The 24,159-nt window shown below is 63.8% G+C and carries 23 protein-coding genes; 12 read left to right on the forward strand and 11 right to left on the reverse strand.

The window, feature by feature from the left end; all coding sequences use genetic code 11:
• Window positions 1–11 precede the first annotated feature (11 nt).
• From citE to glmS, 5 genes are read right to left on the reverse strand one after another with little or no spacing between them, the layout of a single operon-like run.
• Window positions 12–1,052: an L-malyl-CoA/beta-methylmalyl-CoA lyase gene (gene citE / locus C443_RS05995; RefSeq protein ID WP_005534691.1), complete on the reverse strand. Its 1,041-nt coding sequence runs from the start codon at window positions 1,050–1,052 to the stop codon at window positions 12–14.
• The gene (gene mch / locus C443_RS06000; protein WP_005534693.1) at window positions 1,049–2,125 is read right to left on the reverse strand and encodes a 2-methylfumaryl-CoA hydratase; all 1,077 of its coding nucleotides are present in this window, start codon (window positions 2,123–2,125) and stop codon (window positions 1,049–1,051) included. Before mch ends, citE begins: the two co-directional genes overlap by 4 nt.
• Window positions 2,118–3,386: a methylaspartate ammonia-lyase gene (locus tag C443_RS06005; protein WP_005534695.1), complete on the reverse strand. Its 1,269-nt coding sequence runs from the start codon at window positions 3,384–3,386 to the stop codon at window positions 2,118–2,120. Before C443_RS06005 ends, mch begins: the two co-directional genes overlap by 8 nt.
• Complete coding sequence (locus tag C443_RS06010; RefSeq protein WP_005534697.1) at window positions 3,376–4,839, reverse strand: methylaspartate mutase subunit E; 1,464 nt, start codon at window positions 4,837–4,839, stop codon at window positions 3,376–3,378. Before C443_RS06010 ends, C443_RS06005 begins: the two co-directional genes overlap by 11 nt.
• Window positions 4,840–4,841: 2 nt before the next feature.
• Complete coding sequence (glmS, locus tag C443_RS06015) at window positions 4,842–5,282, reverse strand: methylaspartate mutase subunit S (RefSeq protein ID WP_049943941.1); 441 nt, start codon at window positions 5,280–5,282, stop codon at window positions 4,842–4,844.
• Window positions 5,283–5,403: 121 nt separating this feature from the next.
• On the opposite strand from glmS, the gene mct reads away from it, so the two are divergent.
• The 6 genes from mct to C443_RS06040 all read left to right on the forward strand — a co-directional run bounded on the left by mct (window position 5,404) and on the right by C443_RS06040 (window position 11,833).
• A complete protein-coding gene (gene mct / locus C443_RS06020; protein WP_005534702.1) occupies window positions 5,404–6,594 on the forward strand; it encodes a succinyl-CoA:mesaconate CoA-transferase in 1,191 nt (396 codons plus the stop codon).
• 70 nt (window positions 6,595–6,664) lie between these two features.
• Window positions 6,665–7,105 (forward strand): TRAM domain-containing protein, encoded by a 441-nt coding sequence (locus C443_RS06025; RefSeq protein ID WP_005534705.1) that lies wholly within the window; start codon window positions 6,665–6,667, stop codon window positions 7,103–7,105.
• A gap of 202 nt (window positions 7,106–7,307) precedes the next feature.
• On the forward strand, window positions 7,308–7,868 hold the full coding sequence (locus tag C443_RS06030; RefSeq protein ID WP_004516850.1) for a TATA-box-binding protein: 561 nt from the start codon (window positions 7,308–7,310) through the stop codon (window positions 7,866–7,868).
• A 140-nt stretch (window positions 7,869–8,008) separates the two neighbouring features.
• A complete protein-coding gene (locus C443_RS06035; protein ID WP_005534708.1) occupies window positions 8,009–10,456 on the forward strand; it encodes an ATP-dependent DNA helicase in 2,448 nt (815 codons plus the stop codon).
• Between the two features lie 75 nt (window positions 10,457–10,531).
• Entirely contained in the window at window positions 10,532–10,693 is a 162-nt protein-coding gene (locus C443_RS21620; protein WP_004516852.1) for a DUF7563 family protein, read from the forward strand.
• Window positions 10,694–10,744: 51 nt separating this feature from the next.
• Window positions 10,745–11,833, forward strand: coding sequence for an ArsA family ATPase (locus tag C443_RS06040; RefSeq protein WP_005534709.1), 1,089 nt, complete (start codon window positions 10,745–10,747; stop codon window positions 11,831–11,833).
• An 18-nt stretch (window positions 11,834–11,851) separates the two neighbouring features.
• Here C443_RS06040 and C443_RS06045 read toward each other — a convergent pair whose 3' ends face one another.
• The 4 genes from C443_RS06045 to C443_RS06060 form a co-directional block, all read right to left on the reverse strand.
• Complete coding sequence (locus C443_RS06045; RefSeq protein WP_005534710.1) at window positions 11,852–12,676, reverse strand: SDR family oxidoreductase; 825 nt, start codon at window positions 12,674–12,676, stop codon at window positions 11,852–11,854.
• 55 nt (window positions 12,677–12,731) lie between these two features.
• Window positions 12,732–13,544, reverse strand: a complete 813-nt coding sequence (locus C443_RS06050) for an endonuclease V (protein ID WP_005534711.1) — start codon at window positions 13,542–13,544, stop codon at window positions 12,732–12,734.
• Window positions 13,541–14,473, reverse strand: coding sequence for a rhomboid family intramembrane serine protease (locus C443_RS06055; RefSeq protein ID WP_005534712.1), 933 nt, complete (start codon window positions 14,471–14,473; stop codon window positions 13,541–13,543). Before C443_RS06055 ends, C443_RS06050 begins: the two co-directional genes overlap by 4 nt.
• 129 nt (window positions 14,474–14,602) lie before the next feature.
• Window positions 14,603–15,430, reverse strand: coding sequence for a response regulator (locus tag C443_RS06060; protein WP_005534713.1), 828 nt, complete (start codon window positions 15,428–15,430; stop codon window positions 14,603–14,605).
• A 446-nt stretch (window positions 15,431–15,876) separates the two neighbouring features.
• On the opposite strand from C443_RS06060, the gene C443_RS22105 reads away from it, so the two are divergent.
• Entirely contained in the window at window positions 15,877–16,008 is a 132-nt protein-coding gene (locus tag C443_RS22105) for a DUF7503 family protein (protein WP_011223170.1), read from the forward strand.
• 52 nt (window positions 16,009–16,060) lie between these two features.
• Here the strand turns inward: C443_RS22105 and C443_RS06065 are convergent, their stop codons facing one another.
• Window positions 16,061–18,145, reverse strand: coding sequence for a caspase family protein (locus C443_RS06065; protein WP_005534715.1), 2,085 nt, complete (start codon window positions 18,143–18,145; stop codon window positions 16,061–16,063).
• A 226-nt stretch (window positions 18,146–18,371) separates the two neighbouring features.
• Between C443_RS06065 and C443_RS06070 the strand changes: the two genes are divergently transcribed.
• Genes C443_RS06070 through C443_RS06080 form a run of 3 tightly spaced genes read left to right on the forward strand, consistent with a single transcriptional unit; the run spans window position 18,372 to window position 21,019 of the window.
• Window positions 18,372–18,824, forward strand: a complete 453-nt coding sequence (locus C443_RS06070) for a DUF5788 family protein (RefSeq protein WP_005534717.1) — start codon at window positions 18,372–18,374, stop codon at window positions 18,822–18,824.
• Between the two features lies 1 nt (window position 18,825).
• Window positions 18,826–20,562 carry a DNA polymerase/3'-5' exonuclease PolX gene (gene polX, locus C443_RS06075; RefSeq protein WP_005534719.1) on the forward strand — a complete coding sequence of 579 codons (1,737 nt, stop codon included), beginning with the start codon at window positions 18,826–18,828 and terminating at the stop codon, window positions 20,560–20,562.
• Window positions 20,555–21,019 carry a Mut7-C RNAse domain-containing protein gene (locus tag C443_RS06080; RefSeq protein ID WP_005534721.1) on the forward strand — a complete coding sequence of 155 codons (465 nt, stop codon included), beginning with the start codon at window positions 20,555–20,557 and terminating at the stop codon, window positions 21,017–21,019. Before polX ends, C443_RS06080 begins: the two co-directional genes overlap by 8 nt.
• A gap of 24 nt (window positions 21,020–21,043) precedes the next feature.
• Here the strand turns inward: C443_RS06080 and C443_RS06085 are convergent, their stop codons facing one another.
• Window positions 21,044–22,063, reverse strand: a complete 1,020-nt coding sequence (locus C443_RS06085) for a LolA family protein (protein WP_005534724.1) — start codon at window positions 22,061–22,063, stop codon at window positions 21,044–21,046.
• 58 nt (window positions 22,064–22,121) lie between these two features.
• Between C443_RS06085 and C443_RS06090 the strand changes: the two genes are divergently transcribed.
• Together C443_RS06090 and C443_RS06095 are read left to right on the forward strand one after the other, a co-directional pair.
• Window positions 22,122–22,877: an ABC transporter ATP-binding protein gene (locus C443_RS06090; protein WP_005534726.1), complete on the forward strand. Its 756-nt coding sequence runs from the start codon at window positions 22,122–22,124 to the stop codon at window positions 22,875–22,877.
• Window positions 22,877–24,112: an ABC transporter permease gene (locus C443_RS06095; protein ID WP_005534729.1), complete on the forward strand. Its 1,236-nt coding sequence runs from the start codon at window positions 22,877–22,879 to the stop codon at window positions 24,110–24,112. Before C443_RS06090 ends, C443_RS06095 begins: the two co-directional genes overlap by 1 nt.
• Window positions 24,113–24,159: the final 47 nt, after the last annotated feature.

Consider the following 24,159-nt stretch of genomic DNA (forward strand, 5'->3'; position numbering starts at 1 on the left):
CGGTCGCCGGCTTAGCCGAAGATCAGTTCCACGTCTCTCGCCCGTGCCAGCAAGTCGTCATCGTAGTACGCCTCGGTCTGGGCAGGATGTGTCTCGTCGATGGCTCGGACAGTCTTGACGGTGTTGGCGAAGTTCTTGTAGGTCGCTTCGTCGACCATCTGGCCGTCAACGACGACCGCGCCGGTGCCCTCGCGTTTGGCCTCGTTGAACGACTCGATCTTGTGGAGGTCCCGCTCCATCTCTTCCACTGTCGGCATGTGGATGCGATTCGCCTGTTCGGTCTGCTTGGGGTGCAGTGACCACGAGCCGTCAATGCCGATAGTCGCCTCGTACTCTACCTGATCGGCGTACCCCTCGGCGTTGTAGTAGGTGACGCCGGCGCGCTCGTGGAACAACTGGTCGAAGGGGCCGCCGATGGCGACGATATCGGCCGCGCTCGTCTCGTTCGACAGCGCTTCGAGCAGGCCGTCCCAGCGGGGCCGCTCGCCGTCGAGCGTGCGACCGCCGAGTTCCGCCGTGTAGTCCACCGGCCCGAACACGAGCCCGGAGAGCCGGGAGTCTGTTGCGTACTGGCAGATCTCACGAAGGTCCGAGCGGCCGGGGGCCGTCTCCAGAATGATCGCCATCTCCAGTGCTCCCTCGGTAAGTCCGGCGTCGCGCTCCGCGTCAGCGACGACCCCTGCGGCGTCGCGTACGTCGTCGAGGCGGCCGGTTTTCGGGAAGACGAAGCCATCGAGTTCCTCGCCGACCTCCTCGGCTAGGCGAGTCACCTGCTCGATGCCGCGCTCGCGGGCGTCGGCGTCGTCGTAGGCCCACTCGACACGGGGGAGGATGTCCCCGGCGAAGTCGTCGGCATGGTCCGGAATGTGCTCGACGATGTTGTCGACGGCCTCGTCTTTCATCGACGGCGCGGTGCCGTCCTCGATGTCGGGAACGAGCCAGTCGGGGGCCTGAAACCCCTCGCTGGTGAGTCCCGAGACGAGGAACTTCGCGCTGTTGTCGTTTGGTATCGCGGCCGGTGCGGTCTGGAATGAGCGACAGAGTCGTGTCATGTATCTCGCTGAATGAGTGCGGTTCGCCGGCCCGAGTAGACCGGGGTCTGGTCCTGATTGAACGCGACGTGCTCGAACGTGACCGCGCCGGCCCGCTCCGGTCCGGCGTCGGGGTCGCAGTCGAGGACGCGAGTGAAGCCGTAGATAGTGTCCCCCAGCGTAACGAAGTCGTGGAACCGCTCGTCGGCGAACCGGTGTTCGCGGTAGGTCGCCTCGTCGGAGCGGGCATGTGCCAGCGCAATCGAGCGAGTCACGTCGCCGTACGCGACGATGTCGCCCGACGGCGAGTCGGCCATTTCGTCGCGGTTGTGGTGCTGGCGAGCGGTGTTGAGCGTCGCCAGCGGCAGGCCGGCGACGAGCTGGTCGTCCATCGTCCGTCCACGTTCGTGGCGGTAGGCGACGGCTGCGTGCTCCTCTTGGGCGGTGTCGAGCGCCCGCCGGAAGTCCTCGAAGTACTTGCCATCTGGAGAGACGAGGGTCTCGGGCAGCGCTGGACCGCCTTCGTCTTGCTCCCCGACAGCGCCGCCGTCGGTGGCTGCCGGCTCGCGTCGCGGAATCATATTCGTCCGCTGGTAGGATACCAGTGTCTCACCTGTCTCGCGGTCCCGGCCCTCGGTCTCCCAGGTGACGATGCCGTACTTCGGACGGGACGAGGACGTGCGGGTGTCGACGACGGTTGAGGTGACTGAAAGCGGCGTCCCGGCCGTCACCGGCTGATGGAACGTCACGTCGTCGCGGCCGAGGAAGTAGCCACCCTTCTCCGAGAGGTCCTCGACGGTGATGCCCATCACACACGCCAGCAGATAATCCGGGTGGACCGGGCGCTCGTCGAAGCCGCGTTCGCGGGCGGTGTCGGCCCGCCAGTACGCCGGGTCGTGGTTGAGTGTCTGGCCCATCCACTGCTCGCTGCCGTGATGGGTGAGTCGGAGGCCGGGGTCGTGAGCGAGTTCGTCGCCATCCGCGAAGAACTCGAAGAAGTGCCCCTTCTCTCGGGTGGCAGCCCGGTCGACCATCGAGTCGAACGCCTCGCTGTCCGAGAGGTCCAGCGCGTCGGGGTCGGTCCAGTCAGTCATCGGCCGGCACCTCCTGTGTGGCGTCCCGCCTGGCAAGCGCCCGCCGCATCTCGTTCGTGACGACCATGAACCCCTCGTCGAAACCCATGCCCGGTTTCGCGAGCACCTGCGCGGCGTCGGTCGCCAGCGCGACGTGGGCACAGGCCCGTGCGGAGGTCACGGTCTCGTTGCACGTCCCGCCGACGTAGGCACGGGTGTCCGTGCCGTCGCAGTACAGCACCGCTTCAGCCGAGCGCTGGATGCCCCCGAGGTCCGGCGTCTTTATTTGAACGAGGTCGGCGGCTTCCGCGTCGACGAACGCCTGCACGTCCTCGAAGGTGTTGCACCACTCGTCGGCGACGATGTCCACGTCGACGCCCGCATCGGCCAGTCCGTCGCGGAGTTCAGCCATCTCGGTTATTTGTGCCTGCCGGCCGCCAGCGTCCATCGGTCCCTCAACTTGAAGGGGGTACGGCGCGGCGGCCTCCCGCAGCGTCTCGAAGTAGTCGGTCACCTCGGTCCGGTCGTACGGCGGGCCGAACACCTTCCCGAGGATGCCGTACACGTCGATGTGGAAGCGCGGCGAGTACGGCTCCGGACCGAGAGCGGTCGCCCGGTCGGAGAGCCAGGCGAGGTAATCTCGCAGCCCCTCGCCGTCCTCGCCGACCTTCTCGACGCTGTTGAACAGGCCGTGGGGCAGGACCGGCACGCCCTTGATGAGCATCTTTTCGGCATTGATGCGGCGCTCGTCACCTGACTGCCCGAATACCGGAATCGGCGAGGTCGCCGGCTCGGTGTCGTAGGTGTCGGCAAGCACGTCCGTCGGCGTCTCGCCCCGTGCTTGCGCGGCGGCGTTCAGCAGCGCCTGCGAGACGCCGTAGCGGACCGCGGTGTGGAGCTGGTCGCCGCCCGAGCGCTGGGCGCTCATCTCCTCCAGCATCGTCGCGTTGGCCCCGAACTGGGTTGCGTCCTGCCCGCGGAGCGCGTCGGCGACGGGACCTTCGACGACCGGGCGGTACTTCTCAGCCCGGAACAGCGGGTCGCGGCCGCCGGCCCCGGAGTATTGGACCGCAGCGCAGTCGCCGGTCGCGATGGAGCCGTCGGCGAGTTCGATTTCGACGATGAGGGCTTCGCCGGCCTCGCGGATGCGGTCGAACCCCTCGGTGACCGGCTGACCGTCGTAAGCGAACCCACTCTGTGTCGCCCCGTCCTTGATCGCCTGCTGGTCGTCGAAGAAGAACCCGGAGAGGCCGGGAACCGTTCGAACGTCCTCAATCCGCATCGCTTGCACCCCCCGCAGGGCTGTTGTCGCCGGCCGGCCGCCCGATGAGCTTCCCGTCGCTGATGGCGTCCACGTCGTCGGCGACCATCCGGAACGACTGGTCGCGGCCCTCGGTCTCGGCCCGCTCGCCGAGCCGCGCGGCGTGAATCTCCTTGATGTCGTCCGGAAGCGCGAGGTCCGCGAACTCGAAGATGCGGACTCGGCCGTCGTCGTCTCTGGCCGGCAGCACCGCGCCCTTGGCGGCGTCGCTGGGTGCAAAGGGCACGTCCAGCGCACCGCTGTCGAAGGCGTTGATAACGCCCTGTGCAACGTCGCCGTCACCGGCCTCGTAGATAGCGTCCATCAGCGCCCGTGTCTCCCGTTCGATGAGCGCCTGTTCCTCGTCGATACCCCCGAGGTCGATGTCCTGTTCGATCATCATATCGATAAGCTGTCTCGTCGTTCGCAGTCCGGCCGCGTTGGCCTCCTTCGTCGGCACGCCCTGGAACTCCTGGGCGGACTTCGTGATGACTTTGTCCGGCTGGGCGACGGCCGCCGTCGCGCCGCCGAGACTGATGACGCCGTTGGCCCGCGCCTCGTCGGGCGGGAACCCTCCCATCCACTCGTGGAAGACGGTCGTGACAGTCACCTCGTCGCGGAGGTATTCGTTGCCGAGCTTCCGCAACGCTCGCAGCGCCGCCACGTCCTGCACGAGGTTTCCGACCTGTCCGTAGCCCAGCGTGAGCGACCGGACACCCTGTGTCGCAGCAAGCTCGCCCTCCACGAGCATCACCGCGATGGCGATGCTCGGCGGGACGAGGGTGCCGGTCAGCGGGCCGAAGGGCTCGCGGTTGATGGTCACGCCGCGCTCGGTGTAGGCCCCGCAGAGCCGGTCGACGAACTGCCAGTGTTCGATGGTCGTCGCGAGGTCGTGTCGCTTCGTGTACGGAATGTTGTAGGAAATCGGCCCGCCCTCGAAGCTCTGAAAGCCGCCGGCGAGCGTGACCATGGCCAGTAGCCGGGCGTCCGGCGTGCCGTGGCGAACCTCGACCGGGGCGTCTAGCGCCCGGATGAGCCGCCGGCAGTCCTCGACGCCGTGATTGACCGCTGGAAACCCGTTCAGTTCGTTTTCGTCGCTGCCGCGGGAGGCGGCCAGTCCCTCCTCCGCTTTCTCATACTCGTTGTCCCGCGTGTACGAGTCGATGGTCGTCGGCAGGAGGTCCGCGCCGCCCTCGTCCTGCAGGTACCGCAGCAGGTCGATCTGTTCTTCGAGGCAGGGGACGCCCGCCCGCGGCTGGAGGAGCGGCTGGTCGGCGGACTCCAACACTTGGGCGAACTGCTTTGAGGCCGGCAGCGACTCGTGGAAGGCGATAGCCTCCTCGAAGTCGACTTCGCGGCCTGTGTGCCAGTTGTCTCTGAGGTCGTTTGCGATGCGCTGTAGCTGGTCGTCGCTGAGTCGCTCGTCAGTTGGCATAGTCACCCGTCAACCCTGATCTGCTCCGCCTCTGTTGTCGTCAGTTGCAGGTCTTCGCGGAGCATCTCGATTGCCTCCTCCGGGTCCGTCTCCGCGTCGAAGACGCGGTCGAAACCCATCTGTTGGAAGGTCGCCTGCGTCTCCTCGAAGTCGGACTGTCCGACGGCGAGGTTCCCACCGACGTACGTGAGCACGTCGAGGCCGGCGTCGTCGAGCTCGTCGTGCAGCCCCTCGCAGTCCTGGCGGGCGTGCCCGTACAGCGAGGATACCAGTACTGCCTCGGCGTCATGAGATTTCGCGGCGGAGACGAACTCGTCCTGTGCGGTCTGGACACCGAGGTTGATGACCTCGAAGCCAGCGGCCGAGAGCGCCTGCTCTAGAATCGTGATGCCGACGACGTGCGCGTCGGAGCCAATCACGCCGAGGATAACGGTCCGGGGCATGTACTTCCCCGTCATCGGCGGGTAGTGATAAACCTAATGGTCTTTCATGATAATATGGCCTTAAGGAATTTATAACGGACGTTCAAGAAGGTTTATGCGGCCGCCCCGTCGTGGTTTTCGCATGGGTGCGCTTGACGACTTACGTGTGCTCGACCTGACACAGGTCCTCGCCGGACCGTACTGTACGATGTTGCTCGCAGACATGGGCGCGGACGTGGTAAAGGTCGAACGCCCCGGCGGCGACCTCATCAGGTCGAACCCGCCGTTCGTGAGCGACGGCGACGAAGAAGCCTACGGCGGGTACTTCCAGAGCGTCAACCGTGGGAAACGCTCGCTTGAACTCGACCTCGGGGACGCCGATGACCGCGAGGCGTTCCTTTCGCTCGTCGAGCGCGCAGACGTGGTGGTCGAGAACTTCAAAGCCGGCACGATGGAGAAGTTCGACTGCGGCTACGAGACGCTACGAGAGTACAACCCGGACCTCATCTACTCTTCCATCCGGGGCTTTGGCGACCCGCGAACGGGCGAAACCCATCGACAGGGCCAGCCGTCGTTCGACCTTATCGCGCAGGCGTTGGGTGGCGTCATGGAAATCACGGGGCAGTCGGACGGCCCGCCGACGAAGGTCGGCCCTGGCGTCGGCGACCTCTTCACTGCCGTACTGAACGCTGTCGGCATCCTCGCGGCCGTGCACCACCGCGAGCGCACTGGGGAGGGGCAGTACGTCGATACGGCGATGTACGACTCGATGGTGTCGCTGTGTGAGCGAACAGTGTACCAGTACTCCTGTGATGGCGAGTCACCGACGCGGCAGGGGAACTCGCATCCGACGCTGTTCCCGTACGACTCCTTCGAGGCCGCCGACGGCCACGTCGTCATCGCGGCGTTCGCCGACGGCCACTGGGAGGCGCTGTGTGAGGCGATGGAGCGCCCGGATCTCGCCGCGGACTATCCAGACGCCGGCAGCCGGATCGCGAACCGGGAGTCCCTGCGCCGCGAGATTGCCGACTGGACCGCCACCATCGATTCGGAAACGCTCCTTGACCTGCTCGAAGGGCGCGTGCCGGCTGCGCCGGTCCAGAACACCGCTGATATCTTCGACGACCCGCACATCCACGACCGGGAGATGCTCACCGATGTCGACCAGCCCGGTGCCGACGAGCAGATAACCATCGCCGGCAGTCCGATAAAGATGACCGAGACGATGCCCTCGCCCGGTGGTCGCGCGCCGCTACTAGACGAGCACAGGACGGAACTGCTTGATGAAGTCGGGGTTGAAACGGACACTAATCGCGTCGAAAGCGACGACTAATCGGCAACTGCCGGCAATTTTCACCACATCAGGGCAGGACCATTATCTATCATGAGCCGTAGAATAGGCTATGGTCGAAGTTCCAGATGCACTCAGTACATTGTTCAGTGCGCGAGTAGAGACTGACGGGGACCGATATATTGTCGAGATTCCGAAAAGCGAAGTGTCCCACGGAGCGATTTCGCCGGGCGAGACCTACCGCGTTGGCCTGCTATCGCAGGTCGATGCCGACTCGTCGGCGACAGCCCAGCCGCAGACGCCTACACAGGAGACCAATCCGGCACGAGCCGACACCGGTGTCCCGCAACCGCCGGTCGACGAGGGCGAAATCCGAAACGTGACCATCGAATCGCTCGGCGACCAGGGCGACGGCATCGCCAAGGTTGAACGCGGATACGTCGTCATCGTCCCCGACGGCGAACCGGGCGACTCGCCGACCGTCGAGATCGAGACCGTACAGGAAAACGTCGCGTTTGCGAGCGTCGTCGACAACGACGGCCACACTGTATAGCGGTATCGTCGCGTCTTCAGTGGCCCAGTGACCGCCGGGCTGGAAGCCTACTGGGCAGGAACAAACGGCCACAGCAGGGCCGTGAAACCGACAGACCCCTACTTGAATGGAATCTGTCGGACGTTGTAGAGGTCGAAGAACGACTAGTAATCACAGCATCACAAACGTTTATATGATTTAAATCCGGTATTTAAAACACTATATGGTCGACCCAAAAGAGAGCATTGACATCGAAAATGTCGTTGCTTCGACCGGTATCGGACAAGAACTCGACCTTGAGAGCGTCGCGATGGACCTCGAGGGTGCCGACTACGACCCGGAGCAGTTCCCGGGCCTCGTCTATCGGACACAGGACCCCAAATCTGCCGCGCTCATCTTCCGGTCGGGCAAGATCGTCTGCACGGGTGCGAAGTCGACGGACGACGTCCACCAGAGTCTGCGTATCGTCTTCGACAAGCTCCGTGATCTGAACATTCAGGTCGACGACGACCCCGAAATCGTCGTCCAGAACATCGTCAGCTCCGCGGACCTCGGGAGTTCGCTCAACCTCAACGCCATCGCCATCGGCCTCGGGCTCGAGAATATCGAGTACGAGCCCGAGCAGTTCCCGGGCCTCGTCTACCGACTTGACGAACCCGATGTGGTCGCGCTGCTGTTCGGTTCGGGGAAGCTCGTCGTCACCGGTGGCAAGCGCAAAGAGGACGCCGAAGAAGCCGTCGACACCATTGTCGAACGCCTGAGCGACCTCGGCCTGCTGGACTAGCGGCTCGGTGCCAGTGACTGGGCGGCAGCCAGTCACAGCCCGTTTTTCGGTTCACTGCGGTCCCGACGCGACTCGCACAGAGCGACTGCGACGGACGGGAACCCCGCGGTTCAAATACCGGGACGACTAACCCCGTTCCGATGGGAGACCCCGCCTCGACGGGCACGGAGTCCTGGCGCACGTATTTCGGCTTCGACGAGCCCTACGAGAATCAGGCCGACGCCGTCGAACGAGCCATTGAGGCGGGCAAGGCACGCGGCTTTCTCGCGATGGAAGGCCCATGCGGGACGGGCAAGACGATGGCCGCGCTCACCGCCGGCGCGACCCTGGTCCGCGATACGGACCTGTACGAGCGGATGGTCGTCGTCACGCCGGTCAAACAGCAACTCCAGCAGTTCGTCGACGACCTGCGAGCGCTCAATGCCGGTATCGAGGAGCCGTTCGCCGGCATCTCGCTCGTCGGGAAGCGCGATCTCTGTCCGTACGGTCGCGAGGGGCAGTTCCCGGACGACGTGGGGACACACGACCGCTGTGAGGACCTCAGAGAGGCGACGGCACGATTGGTCGAAGACGACGGGCACTCGGATGGCGCGGCCGTCGCAGACGCCGCAATCGCCGGTGAGGCCGACGACGACCAGTGGTGGGACCCGCGGAAGGGACAGGACCTCGCTGCGGCCGCACGCCCCGACGCAACCGACCAATCGACCCTTGGCGACGACACACTTCAGACGGCCGGCGCGGCCTCGCCGTACCGGCAGGCCCAGCCAACGGCTCCGGAGTCGATGGCAGAGGGATCAGACCCGCCGCTGTACTGTCCGTTCGAGGCGGACTGGTACGCTCGCAACAAAGGCTCGCCCGTCGACTTCTCGGCCGGGGCGGAGCACGTGGTGACGATGGACGACTACCTCCCGGCGGCGACGGAACGCGGGACCTGTCCCCACCGGGTGATGAGCGTGATGTTGAACGAGGCCGACGTCATCGTCGGGAACTACAACCACCTATTCGATCCGGGCTCTCGTCCGCTGCTGGCGGACGTGCTCGACAACCAGACGCTCGTCATCGTCGACGAGGCGCATCGCCTCGAGGAGCGCGTCCGGGACCTCCTGTCGGACCGCCTCGGCCGCCAGAGCCTCGTGCAGGCGCGCAACGACTGCACGACGCTCATCCAGCGCGCCCAGCAGAGCGCCGACCACAAGGCGCAGGTCCGTGAGGTGCTGTCCGCTCGGGAGGTTCCGCTGGACGCTGTCGACCAAGCCCGGAAGTTCTATGACGACCTCGTCCGGTGGCTCGACAACCGCGTCGAGTCCTTCCTTGACGCCGAACACGAGGGCTGGCGCGCGGACCCGTCGGTGCTACCGGAACACGGTAGGGAGATTCCGCTTCGGGACCCCGACACGGTCGAGCAGGACGAACTGACCGAGTGGGCCGAGCAGAAGGGCTACGACGGGTCACTCTGGCGCTCGCTGTCGAAGGTCGGGGCCGCCGTCGAGGACGCGATCGACCAGCTCGGCCTGACCCGCCAGCCGGTGTGTGCTGCCGTCGGCGTGCTGGCCGGCCAGTGGTGGGAGCGCGACCACGCGACGTTCCTCCGGGAGATCGAACTGGAACACTCGCCGAACCACGGCCAGACCCTCGAAGCCGATTACCAGGCCGTCTACACGCCGGGCCTGCTGTGTTACAACTGTATGCCCGCGACGGCCCTGCGGAACGTCTTCGACGACCTCGGTGGCGGTGTCCTGATGAGCGCGACGCTGGAGCCGCTAGACGTGTTCACCCGCGTGTCGGGACTGGACTCGATGGCCGAGACGGGCTCGACGGCCCCCGACGAACAATCCGGCGATGGAAGACCAGTCCGGTCGACGACCTACGACCTACCGTTCCCGCCCGAGAACCGGGCGTCGTACCTCGTCGACGCGACGCCGTTTACTGCGCGCAACCGGGGCGACCCCGAAATGATGCGCCCGCTCGGTGACAACTGGAATCCGACGCGAGACGAGTACGCACAGGCGCTGCGCGCGCTGGCTCGTTCGCCCGGAAATGTGATGGTGGCGATGCCGAACTACCGGGAGGCGCGCTGGGCCGGCGCGTATCTGCAGGAGGCCGTCGAGAAGCCGGTCCTCGTGGACGAATCATCGAGCAACGAGGAGACCGAACGGCTGAAACGCGAGTTCTTCAGTGGCGACGGGAAAGTCATGGTCACGTCGACGCGCGGGACGCTGACCGAGGGCGTCGACTACGACGGCGAGAAGCTATCGACCTGCGCGGTCGTGGGCATTCCGCTGGTGAACATCGGGTCGCCGCGCGTCCGGGGCGTCCAGCGAGCATACGGCGACGCCTTCGGCGAGGACAACGCCTTCGAGTATGCCCTGACAGTCCCGGCTGTGCGGCGCGCGCGCCAGGCCATCGGCCGCGTCATCCGCGGCGTTGACGAGGTCGGCGTGCGGGCGCTAGTCGGCCGCCGGTACACACCAGATGCGCGGCATTCGGTGTATCCGTACCTGCCCGCCGGCGAGCGCGAGGAATTCACCCGGATGACGCCCGATTTCCTCGCGAGCCAACTGGATTCGTTCTGGGCCGACCACCAGTAGCGCCGCCCGGTGATTAACCGGAAGATTTCGTCGCCAGCGGAAGGCATTTACATCGTGGAACGAGTGTACCTATAGATGCCCGAGTGTCAGAACTGCGGTGAATTCGTAACCGAGCAGTACGTACGGGTTTTTACACCAGAAGCCGTCGAAGGTCATGGCCCCCGGGTCTGTCCAAACTGCGAGGACAAACTCCGGGACGGCGCGGACGTCCGTGAAGCGCGGTCTTCGAGACAGTAGGACACCTCTTTTTCGGGAAGTACTCAAGGCCAGACGAGCGTAGCTTCTGGCATGAGCGAACTCGACGTCGAGGCAGTCGACGACATCGATGCACCCGCAGGAATCGACGCAGCGGAGTACGTCCTCTACGGCGGGAAAGGCGGGGTCGGCAAAACGACGTGTGCGGCGGCCACCGCGCTGGCCTCTGCGCGCGATGACACGGCGACGCTCGTCGTCTCCACGGACCCTGCCCACTCGCTGTCGGACACACTGGAAGCGGACATCCCAGCAACGCCGACGCGCATCCGCGAGGATATCCCGCTGTACGCCGCAGAGATCGATCCGGAGGCCGCCGTCGGCGAGGGGCCCCTCGGTGTCGAGGAAGACGCACTGGGCGGTGTGGGCGAACTCCTCGGCGGCGATGGGATGTTCGGTGGTGGCGCGGGCGGCGCAGCAGGCGCAGGCCAGACCGAGGACCCCATCGGCGGCGAGGAGGGACTCCTTGGCGGGTCGATGCCCGGAGCTGACGAGGCCGCGGCGCTCCGGCTCCTGCTGGATTACGTCGACGACGACCGCTTCGACCGCGTCGTCATCGACACCGCACCAACCGGCCACACCCTCCGTCTGCTGGAACTCCCCGAGACGATGGATTCGATGGTCGGGAAGATTCTCCAGCTTCGCGAGCGGTTTTCGGGGATGATGGACAACCTCACGGGAATGTTCGGCGATGATCAGGATGTCGACGCCGAGGCTGGTATCGAGGACTTACAGGAGCTGTCGGACCGGATCGAGCACCTGCGGTCGATTCTGCAGGACCCACGGAAGACGGACTTTCGCATCGTGATGGTGCCCGAGGAACTGTCCGTTGTCGAATCCGAGCGATTGCTCGCACAACTCGGCGAGTTCAACATCCCCGTCAGTACCGTCGTCGTCAATCGCGTGATGCAGAACCCGAGCGAGGTGCTCGGCGAAGACGTGGACATCGCCGGCCCGAACCACGCCGACTGTGAATTCTGTGCGCGACGCTGGCAAGTCCAGCAGGACGCCCTGGCCCGGTCACAGGACATGTTCCGCGGCCACGACGTCCGCCGCGTGCCGCTGTTCGCCGAGGAAGTGCGTGGCGAACGGTTGCTGTCAGTTGTGGCAGCCTGTCTGGACTGAACTGGGCGAAGGCGGCGGTTAGCTCGTCAACTTTCGGATGACGCCGAACGCTGCATCGCGCCACCGCGCCGGCAGGTAGTCGAGCATGAGAAGTAGCTGTGCGCCCTGTCCGACGGGATACCGTGGTTCGGGGTCGCTGGCGTTGGCAGCGTCACGGATAGTCAGCGCAACCGTTCCGGGTGTGACAGAGAGCGCGTCCTGAATCCCGACGAGATTCGAATCTTCGTGGGCCTGATACAGCCAGTCGTACGCGCCGGACGTATCCAGGTCGTCGAGTTCTTCGTCGGCGCGGTCGTCGAAGTTAGTCTCAACCGGCCCGGGTTCGACAAGTACCACGTCGATGCCGAACCCTTCGACCTCCATCCGGAGCGCGTCGCTGAGCCCCTCAAGGGCGAACTTCGAGGCGGCGTAGCCACCCTGGTTCGGGAACGCGATACGGCCCGCGACGCTGGAGACGTTGACGATGGTCCCGTTCTCCCGGGCACGCATGTGCGGGAGCGCCTCGCGGATGAGTCGGTGCGGGCCGTAGAGGTTCACGTCGAACTGCTCGTGTAACGCCGCCGTCGATACGTCCTCGACCGCACCAAACTGTGCGTAGCCGGCGTTGTTCACGAGACAATCGAGCCGCCCCTCGGACTCAATGAGCGCCTCGACAACACGCTCGCATTCGCGCGGGTTCGTCACATCGAGTTCGGCGGTTTCACAGCCCGCCTCTTCGAGGTCTTCGATGTCCGATTCCTCGCGGGCGGTCGCCCAGACAGTCCAGTCGTCGGCCAGGAACGCCTCGGCACTCGCCCGTCCGATACCCGAGGACGCACCCGTAATCAGCACCGTCTTCGCCATGTGTTGGCCGGGAGAACACACCCCGGGAAGTTATACTGTCGGTTATCCGAACGAGCTACTCGACGGTCGCCTTCGCCTCGTCGGCGTAGCTGTCGGCCAGCCGGGTCGGCTCGGGGAGCTTGTAGCCGTCTGCAGTGGCTTCGACGATATCCGCCGCGGAGCTTGCGCTGACGCGATGGCCGGGGCTGACGATAAGCGGATTGACATACCGATTCGGTGAGTCGTACTGGCGTGTCTGGACCGCGTGGCCGATGATGGTCCCGCCGGGGCAGGTCTCGACGCTGTCGTCGGCTGCAATCGGAATCCGCGTTCCCTCCGGGTACGTCTCGTCGAGCGACTGTTCCGGCGTGCCACAGAGGAGGTTCTTGGCCACGCCGACGGCCGGCACGTCCAGCGTGACGCCGATGTGTGTGGCCAGCCCGGCTTCCCGGAAGTGGATGCGGCCGCTGCCGTCGACGAGTACCACGTCGGGGTCGGTCTCCAACTCCGCAAACGCGGCCAGGATTGCGCCGCCTTCGCGGAACGACAACAGGCCGGGAATGTACGGAATCTCGGTGCGTTCGACGGCGCTGACCCGCTCGATGACCTCGCCGTTCCGTAGCACGACAATCGCCGAGACGGCCTTGTCGTCGACGAACGCCTGGTCGACGCCGGCGACGAGCGGCGCGTCCGTCGTATCGTCGCCAGCACCCAGCGTGGTCTGGTCGCTGTCCGGCGCGTCTCCGGCGGGCGCGATTGTCTCGGGTGAAAAGTCCAGGTCGTCTTCGAACCGCGCAGCCTGGGCGATGTCGCGTTGCAACTCCTCCATCTCAGCCTGCGAGAGCGACGGGTCTGGGACGAACTCGGGGCGAGCCGGGTGCATCGTCATGGACGACGCCGGCCCGGACCGCCCGGTCCACCGGGGCCGCCTGGGCCGCCGCCACCGCCGAACTGTATCTGGCCGGGCATCCGGGTCTGGCCCTTGATTCTCTGGCCGTACCAGAGTCCGATGATGAGGCCGATAAGATGGGCGAGATGCGCGATGTTTCCGCCGAGCAGGCCGGCCCCCATCGGATTGAGCGACCCGAAGATGCTCAACAGGAAGTAGAAGCCAGTGATTGCCCAAATTGGGACAGGAATCAGGAAGTACAGGTAGACGCGGAGGTCCGGTTTCAGGACCGTCAGGAACGCCATGATCGCCAGCGCCGCGCCGCTGGCTCCGAGGACACCGGCGGACGTTCCCTGAACTGCCTGTATTGCGATCTGTCCGAGGCCCGCCAGTGCGCCGGAGACGAGGAAGAAGATCGCGAACTTCTTCGATCCGATCTGCTGCTCGACGATCCGGCCGAAGAAGTAGATGATAATCCCGTTCCCGAAGATGTGATAGAACCCGCTGGGGTCATGTGAGAACACCGACGTGACCCATGTCCAGACGTATTCGGGGTGGCTCGGGCGGAGGACAAACAGCGTGTTGAACGCCTCTGGTCCGAGGGAAAGGCGGACGATGTTTTCGAGGATAAAGAAGATACCCATAATGGCCAGGAACAGGTACGTGACGTTCCCCCGAAAGTACGCCAGCGGCCCGCCCGGCCCGGTGTTGATACCGAGCCGGTCGGTGACGCCGCCCCCGGAGGCCTGGCCACTGTTTACACTCTCGTCGAACCCGCTGTCGAACACGCCACCCGGATCGCTCCAGTTATCGAGTCCGGGGCAATCGTGGGCCTCGGGCAGTCTGTGTTCCGCGCAGTAGGTCCCGCCGCAGTGCCCACACTGGTACGGCATGTTCTCCTGCTTTCCACAGGCATCGCACTCCGACATTGTACTACGATATGAGTGGACGGTGGAAAGGGATTGTGCTTACAGTGGGACAGCCACTGGCAGACCGCTACGATACTGCGATGTCTGCGCTAGTAGAATCAAAAGGCGGCACAGCAGCTAAACAGCGACTCACTCGCCAACGTCGGGGTTGCTTTCGGCATCTCGAAGTACACCGATCCACGCCGGGTCGCCGTCGTACTCGATCGACCCGCCGGACACCTCGATGGTCCGCGTTTCGCCGTCAGCCTGTCGGCCCTCAAACTCCGAATGGAACGTTTCGAGCTCGTCTGAGTCCGCTCCTCGGAGTGATTCGGGAAGTCTGTCGCCGTCGCCCTCCGCCGTGAGAAGGGCCGGTGATTCGTCGATGAGATCACTCTGGTCATAGTCGAAAATGTCCGCCAGCTTCTGGTTCACGTAGACGAACGCCCCGTCCTGAATGATACAGACGCCCGCGAGCTCCTGTTCGACGAGCCGTTGATACCACGAGAGGGCGTTCCAGAACCGTTGCTCGGTGCGATGTTGCTCAACGGCGTTCTCGATGCGATTGGCGAGAACGTCGTACGTATCTGATCTACCCCCCTTTTGCATATAGTCCGTGACGCCCGATGCGATCGCCTCGCTCGCGATCTCCTCACTGCCCTTGCCAGTGAACAGAATGAACGGGATGTCCTGGTACTGCTCGCGGACGAGTTCCAGAAACTCCAGTCCGTCAGTGTTTGGCATATCGTAGTCGCTGACGATACAGTCGACCTGCTCGGTCCGGAGGAAATCAAGCGCGGCGACGGCGCTGGTCTTCGTCACGACATCGAAGTCGTCGTTGATGCGTTCGAGGTACACCTCGACTAGCTCACCAACCTGTGGATCGTCGTCGACGTGCAACACCGTACACTCCTGAGACTGCTCGACTTTCGCCAGCGGAATCGGGACCTCTGTCCGCATCTCGTCGCGTCGGTCCACTGATTCAGTCCGGAGAAGCGGTGTATGTCTCNAACAGTTAAATCCGGAAACTAATATGCAAAAAGAGCCGCCAGCAATCATCGATTCCAGCAAGTAGTCGCGATTGTTGCATGCATCGACCCCCCTGCGTCCGACCCCTGAAGCGAGCCAGCAGGACGTATATATCCTGAATAATTGTCTTCTGATTTCCAGTTACACATCAATACTAAACCCTGATTATCAATTACATACCTGCATACTAAACGCTACTGATGGGGGGTATCGGTAATTTCTCCGCGTCTGCACGCACAATCCCTGTGTGATTTTTCCTTCTAAACTCGTGCTCTTGGCCTTGTGCATATTAGTTTCCGGATTTAACTGTTAATTCTATGCTTAATACAATATATAATATGTAGGTACTTTTCAAATAAATTTAATTATCTGCCTGCCATCATCGAAGTTGTATCATGTCAGATACCACCATGCGCGAATACCTCGCAGAGCACCCGAAAATGGCCGGCGCACTGTTCACCCTCCTGATGCTACTGTCACAGGCAGGGACTGCAGCAGCTAACAACAATATATACATTGGACCGTAGAGTATAGCAATAGCAGATCTAATAGCTCACGACAAGTTATTCTTCCCAGAAATCAGCTGATATCCTCGAGTTCCATCGAATTACTCCAATAGAGGTTCTCGTCAGTCCTGACTGGAACTTGTTGCATCTGAAGGAACTCAGACAATTCTGAGCTAGAGATGGTGAACTTTCCAATCGATCCTGGGGATAAAAAATACTCTTGACAGTCCTCGAAAAACGGAAATATGATTGCTCCTAAGCCTTTGTTGTCCATTGAATATGCTATCATTTCTACATTATATCCCGCTGCAGTAGCAGAGATATCCAGCAAATTTGGTGTCCCATTTTTTGTTTGTGCAACCGTCACACCACCGTCACCCACAACAATGTACTGCCCACCAAGTACGCTCTCACCGCGTGCGATAGTAAGCGCCGCGCGAAGCGGGAAGCCACAGTTCAACAGCCGGGCAACCGTCTCCCCAATGCGAACCGCGCCGTCGTTCAGGACTTCGTTGAGCGTGACGATGCCGGCGATTGCACCCTTCTCGACGAGCGCCAAGCCCTGATTGTACGAGTTGCAGGCGTTTAGCAGGAACGTGTCGATGCCGACCGAGTCGACCGTCGTCACGTCGAGCTTGCCATCGGAGCAGACGAAACCGTCGTGTTCGGTGTGGCCGATGTAGTGGAAGAATTCCGCGTCGGTCGTGAGGACCGTTCTGAGTTCCGCCGTCGTCAAGTCGTCGTGGACCGTGACATCGAACGGCAGATCGTCGCGGGTACCGTACACGTCATCGACGACCTGCCGTTCCTCGTCCATCCGGGCGTCGTTCTGGACGACGCGAATCGTGATGTCCTCGGCGTTCGTATCGCGGTCAAGTCGGTGTTCGAACGCTGCTTTGGTCAGCTTGCTCGCACCGATGGGGATGCTGTCCCCGATCCAAGCCTGTTCGAGTGAGTTCTCGGCCTGTGGCTCGACGTAGTCCGTCTCGGCTGTGGGAGTGTCAGTTTCGGAACTCGCGGCGCGGGTGATGACATCGTCGCGGGTGAATTCAGCCTCGGCCTCCGCCGGCACGCTTGCCTGATTCAGCCGCTGTTGCTGATGCGTTCGGACGATAGCCAGATCGTCGACGACATACGGGAGCTGTTCCGCGTTCGCCGGCTCCGGGTCGATATGTGTCGTCAGCCGCCACTTCGGAATGTGGTCCTCGATAACGTCGTACGGGACCTGCAAATAGGTGGCGACCTGCTCCGCCAGCGGCCGCTGATACAGTGATTCGAAGTCGAGATCGACGTAGGGCTCGATGGCCGAACGCTCGTGCAAGTCGATCTTGTGGAACCCCTCAGTGCGTGTGACACAATCGAGGAAGAACAGCCGTTTGAGCGTCCGTCCGACCTCGGATTCGAAGCCTTGTGCGGTGTCGAGTGAATACGTAAATCCTGTGTCGGTCGTGAGCCGTGGCTCAGATGCGGGAGCAAGTGAGGCACCGAGGTAGTACGAAAGCGGCGCGGCGACGAAGATAGACGCGAGATCGGGCGGGAGTTCGAGCGTGACACCGGTATCCGGACTGTCGATATCCGCTGGGATGTCCAGCGTATCACCGATTTCAAGCGCCGGCGGGTGGCCGCGGAGCGTCGGATAGGAGCGCTCTGGGTCGTGGGCCTTGAGCGCCGACCCGAAGGTCTCGACCGCGGCCATGACGTCCGCCGGTTGCTCGGTCGTCGTGACCGTGGCCGCCGGGCGGTCGTGCTGGGAGCGAGCGCCGATGAGCAGGTCCGTCGGAGCGTCGAACTCGATTCGGGTCCGGTCCGAGTCGACGGTGACCTCGACTTTGGTGTCCTCGACCCGCATGTACGTCTTGATCTGCGTCAGCGGGTCCAGTACGTAATCATCCGCCGGCAGCGTCTCAGACTCGAACTGCGCGACCTCGGCGGCTATCGCGCCGTCGTCGTCACGGACGTACACCATGACCACTGTCGGTAGTTCGATAGCGCGCGTCCGTATCCGGACAGCGTCCCCGACGGGATACTGAAACACGTCGGTCTCCGCCTCTCTGAGGGCGATTGGGGTCGGCGTGTGTATCCGGTAGCGCTGGCGCTCGATCTGGTCAATGACCGCGAGCCCAGGACGGTCGTCAAGCGGTTCGAACGTTAGAGTCATGTAATAAACGAGGGGGGCAGTATTACTCTCGTACGATGAGAACGACAGAGACAATGAAAAAGATATCGCCGACTTAGTTTATTTCAGTCGGGACCGCTCACTGAGTCTCCCTGAAACACGGAGGCTGAACGGGCACACGTGGGTAGAGCAAAAACAGGCACCGCCGCGCAAGCCTTAGTGGCCGATGGGCGAAGCGGGTAAGGGCACCCCGGTCTAACATCCGGTAGTGAAAGAGTTCGAGCGCAAACAGTTGCTAGAGCGCATCGAACGCGACAGCGCGACCGTCGGTGCTGACATCCCCGACGAGATCACCATTCAGGGCGAGGAGATCGAACTCCAGTCGTTCGTCTTCGAGATCAAGCGTCGGGAGACGATTCCACGAGGCGAGCGCGAGCGCGTCGAACAAGCTAAGAAGAACCTGCGGCGCGAGCGCCTCCAGCGCAAGCAACGGATCGAGGACAACGAAGTGAGCTACGAACGCGGCGAGGAGCTTGCCACGGCTATCATCGGCATCGACCGGGCGCTGAACGCCCTCGAACAGCTCGGTGCGGCGAACATCGAACAGGAAGCACAGGCCCAGGAGACGGCCGACAGGAAGCGCTGGATGCAGTTCCTCCAGAAAGCGCTGGGACATGAGGACGCGGACTCCGGCACGGGTCGTGCCGGGCGGAGCTACTAACATGAGCCGGAACGACGAAATCGCAACACTGCTCGAAGAGTTCGCTGACCTGCTGGACGCGAAAGGCGTCGAGTACAAGCCCCGGGCCTACCGCCGGGCGGCCGAGAACATCAGGGACTTCCCCGGCGCAATCGAGGGACTGGCCGCCGAGGGCGAGGACAGCGTCGGTGAAATAGACGCCGTCGGCGACGCCATTTCTTCGAAGGTGGTCGAATACGTCGAGACCGGCGAAATCGAGGAGCTGACCGAACTCCGCGAGGAGCTTCCCGTCGAGATGGACGCACTCACAGCGGTCGAGGGGGTTGGGCCGAAATCCGTCGGCTCGCTGTACGAGGCGCTGGGCATCACCACTCTTGATGAACTGGAAGCCGCCGCCGAGGCCGGCGAGATACAGGCGGTCTCGGGCTTCGGCGCGAAAACAGAGCAGAACATCCTCGACAACATCGACTTCGCCCGTGAGGCCCACGAGCGGTCGCTGCTCGGCGAGGCCCGACCGTACGGTGACCGGATTCGGAGTTACATGGCCGCCGGTGACGCCGTGACCGAGTGCGCGCTCGGCGGCTCGATTCGCCGCTGGCGACCGACCATCGGCGACGTAGACGTGCTCGTGGGGACCACTGACCCCGATGCCGTCGTCGAGCGGTTCGCCGACTGGGACGGCCTCGACCGGATTATCGAGTCCGGTGACACAAAAGCCAGCGCCTACGCTGACGACGTTCGGGTCGATCTTCGGATCGTCGACCCATCGGAGTTCGGCGCAGCGCTACAGTATTTCACCGGGAGCAAGGACCACAACGTGGCGGTCCGAAACCGCGCTATCGAGCAGGACCTGAAAGTCAACGAGTACGGCGTCTTTGATGTCGAGGGCGTCGAAGACGATGACCAGCGGGCTGGCGAACTGGTGGCCAGCGAAACCGAGGAAGCGGTGTACGACGCCCTAGGCATGGACTGGGTCCCGCCGGAACTTCGAGAGAACCGCGGCGAAGTCGAGGCTGCCGCGGACGGGGCACTCCCGGACCTCCTCACCGAGGGCGAGGTCCGTGGTGACCTCCACACCCACACGAACTGGTCGGACGGCGGCAACAGTATCACGGAGATGGTTGAGGGTGCCGCGGACTTCGGTCACGATTACCTCGCCGTCACGGACCACGCAACCGGGCCGGGGATGGTCGGTGGAGTCGGTGTCCCGGACGAGAAGCTCCGTGAGCAGCTCGGCGAGGTCGAATCCGTTGGGGCGGGCGCTGACATCGACGTATTCACGGGCGTTGAAGCGAACATCGCAGCGGACGGCAGTCTCTCCGTTGCCGATGACCTGCTGGGGGAACTGGACGTGGTGGTCGCTTCACCCCACGCCGCGCTGGACGGGGACGGAACGGATCGCCTCGTCGCGGCCGCACAACACCCCGACGTGAACGTCATCGGGCATCCGACAGGCCGGTATCTCAACCGTCGTGAGGGGCTGGACGTGGATGTGGAGCGGCTCGCGTCTGTCGCTGCCGACAATGACACGGCGCTGGAAATAAACGCCAACCCCGCCCGCCTAGATCTTGGCGGTGGCGCGGTCAAGCAGGCCATCGAGGCCGGGGCGACAATCGCCATCAACACGGACGCCCACAGTCCGGGTAACTTCGACCTCCTGCGCTACGGCGTCCACACGGCGCGGCGAGGCTGGGCCGAAACGGGCGACGTTCTGAACACCCGCGACGCCGAGGGCCTTCGAGAGTTCTTCGATGCCTGACGACACCCCCAGCGACCGGCTCGTGCTCGATGCGATGCTCGGCAAGCTCGCCACCTATCTTCGGATGTGTGGCTACGACACGGCCTACGCGCTGGACCGGGACGCCGAGGCTGACGACGACCTCCTCGCGATAGCGGAACGTGAGGACCGGCTGGTGATAACTCGGGACAGCGACCTCGCCGCCCGCGCAGCCGAGAGCGTGCTCCTTACCGAGCGGGAGGTTGACGATCAGCTGCGGGAACTCGCTGACGCCGGCTTCCAACTCTCGCTCGCTTCGGAGCCGGGCTACTGTGGCGTCTGCAACGGCCCGGTCGAGGAGGTCAACCCGGTAGAACCGACGCCGGAGTACGCACCGAGTGCCAGTGACGAGCGGGTCTGGCGCTGTACAGACTGCGGGCAACACTTCTGGAAAGGGAGCCACTGGGCGTCGATCAAGTCAACGCTGGAAGACCTATAGAATACAGACAGTTGGCGGGCGTCGCTACAGTTCTTCAGCGACAGCGACGGCCTCGTCGGTCGTTCCCTCGACGACCACGCCAGTCGTGACATCGTCCTCGGTCCAGTAGACGACAGCCCTGTCGTCGCGCTCGATTGCGGTCGCGTTCTGGCCGTTCACCTGCACTGCCGTTCCGTTCTCCGCATCGTCCAGATAGCTCGATGCGCCGGTCGCGGTCAGGACCGTTACGTTCTCGCCATCAGCATCGTATTGCTGAGCGACAGCCGTGCTCTCGGGCCGACTAATGTACCGTGCCTCCTCGAAAGTCCCGTTCTCGTACTCCGGCAGGTCTAGGTCGGTCGCGGACTGGGCTGCGTCGTATGAGTCGTACGTCTCGACGGTCGTGACGGCGACTCGGTCAGCCGGTGGGGCGAACTGGCTGTCGTCGATACTGACGTTGAAGTTCGTCTCCTCGACGGTGAGTTCCGTCCGGTTCGTCCCATCGTCAGTGGTCATCTTGTGGACGCGGTAGTCCTCGGTATCGACCCACAGCGTCGTGTTCGGCGCGTCGATACTCTCGTTGGTCGGTTCGAGGTCGAGAACGTACGTCGATTCGCCGTTGACCTCCTCAGTCCCCCGGAGCGTCGCAGTGACGTTCTCCTTGGGAACCGGGTCGGTGGTGTCGTTCATCGCCACGGACTCCTCGGTCAGTTCGCGGGCATACGACTGGTTCTCGCCGACCGCCCAGACGACGGTCCCGTTCGTCCCCATCTCGTAGGACCGGTTTTCACTCGTGACTGCGGCCCACGTTTTGTTCGGTTCAGCGGCGGCGTACTCCACCGTCGAAGTCTTCGATTCCGAGTCGTTCGCGACGGTCACCGTCGCCGTTCCGGTCATTGTTTCGGCCGCGTCGTAGCGCTGCTCGGTTTGCTCAAGCACGTCGTCGCCGGACGGCTGCCCCATCTCGCTGAGGCCGGACATGCCGGCGACCGCCCCAGCGGCCAGTAGTCCAATGGTGACGAACACCGCAACGATAGCCAGTTTCCGTCCGGTATCGGCTGTCATTGTCCGGGCTTAGGACTGGAATGGTAAGTGGGTTGCTCCTGTCACAGCGCGGACTACTATGACAGAGGGCGAACCCCTCATTGCCGTCCAGTCCGTACGCGTGGCCGTGAGCGAGTCAGCGAACACGACTGTCCGCGTCGACGGCGTCAGCAAGCAGTACGACCTCGGCGGGACGGTGACGGCGCTGGACGACGTGAGTCTGGACCTGTCGGCGGGGTCGTACACGGCGGTGATGGGACCGAGCGGCTCCGGGAAGAGCACGCTGTTGAACCTCATCGGCGGGCTGGACACGCCGTCGTCGGGGCAGGTCGTGGTCAACGGACAGGACGTTTCGGCGGCCAGCGAGGCCGAGCGGGCCGACATTCGCGGGACAGAGGTCGGGTTCGTCTTCCAGACGTTCAATCTCATGCCGCGACTCTCCGCGGTTGAGAACGTCGCCCTGCCGCTGGTCTTCGACGGTTGGGACCGCAATCGTCGCCGCGAGCGGGCGGTGTCGCTCCTCTCTGAAGTCGGACTCGGCGACCGAACCGACCACGTCCCCTCTGAACTCAGCGGCGGCCAGCGCCAGCGGGTCGCCATCGCCCGTGCGCTGTCGACCGACCCGGCGTTGATTCTCGCCGACGAGCCCACCGGCAACGTCGACACGGACACCGGCGCACAGATACTCGACCTGTTCGACGACCTCCATGCGGCGGGCAACACGTTCCTGCTGGTGACCCACGAACGCCACGTCGCCGAGCGGGCGGAGCGCATCGTCCACGTCGAAGACGGCCACATTCAGTCTATCGAGGACGTCTCCGGGGGCGAGCACTGATGGACACCGGCGAGAGCGTGCGTATCACACTCCGGTCTATCAGAGCGCACAAGCTCCGGTCGGCGCTGACAGTTGTTGGCGTCGTCATCGGCATCGCGTCGGTCATCACCTTCGCCACGTTCGGGGCCAGCGTCGAGGCCGAAATCGTCGGCGACATCGAGACATCGAACGCGGGCAACATCTACGTGTTCGGCACCCCGTCCGGCGATGACGACTTCGACCGGACCCTCCAGCCGGTGTTTACCGAGCATGACATTCAGCAGTTGGAGGGAATCGCGGGAGTAGAGGCAGTGCTCCCGCGTGGTATCGTCCAGACGCAGTCAGTACGACACGGGAACCAGACACTCGCCAGACAGCAGGTCACAGCGACGCGGCCGGCTAGTTTCACGCCAGGGGTCCTCGTCGAGGGGCGCTCCTTCGAGACTGACGAGGAAGCCGTCGTCGTCAACGAGCGTATGGCCGGGTCGTTCTCCGAGAACCTCACGGCCGGCGAGCGGCTCACGATGACGATGCCGGACGGGAGCGAGCGGAACGTCACTGTCGTCGGTGTCGTCAACGGGACGCGCGGGGAAGTCCCGGTCAGTGAGTTCGCCCGCCAGCCGCGGGTGTACGTCCCCATCGATCCTTTCTACGAGTCCGTCGTCGAGAGCCCATCGGCGGGCGTGCGACAGCGGGCATACCCGCAGGTGACCCTCGTCGTCGACCCGCGGGAGATCCCGGAGACGCAGTCGGCGATTCAGACGTACCTCTCCGGTGAGTCCGACGCACGGTCGCTGTCGGCCGACGACACGGAACTTATCGCCCGGTCCGGGAACGACTTTGTCGAGGAGATCAGCGACGTCATCGAGCGAATCACGCGCTTTGTCACCGGCATCGCCGTCATCGCGCTCGTCGTTGGCGCGATCGGCATCGCCAACGTGATGCTCGTCAGCGTCACCGAGCGGACCCGCGAAATCGGCATCATGAAAGCCGTCGGCGCGCGCAACCGCGACGTGATGCAGGTGTTCCTCGTCGAGGCCGCACTGCTTGGAACCATCGGCTCGCTGCTCGGCGTGCCGCTCGGACTGCTCGTCGGCTACGGGGCGACCCGGTACGCCGAAGTGACGTTCTCGCTTGCGCCGCTGTGGATGGCGCTGGCTGTCGGTGTCGGCGTGCTGGTCGGCGTCGTCGCCGGGCTCTACCCGGCGTGGCGGGCGGCTCGGGTCGACCCAATCGACGCACTCAGACACGAGTGAGCCTTACCCGGATTCAGAACACCGAAATACGTGGTCGTCGTACCGAC

The sequence above is a fragment of the Haloarcula argentinensis DSM 12282 genome (assembly GCA_000336895.1).
GTDB lineage: Archaea > Halobacteriota > Halobacteria > Halobacteriales > Haloarculaceae > Haloarcula > Haloarcula argentinensis.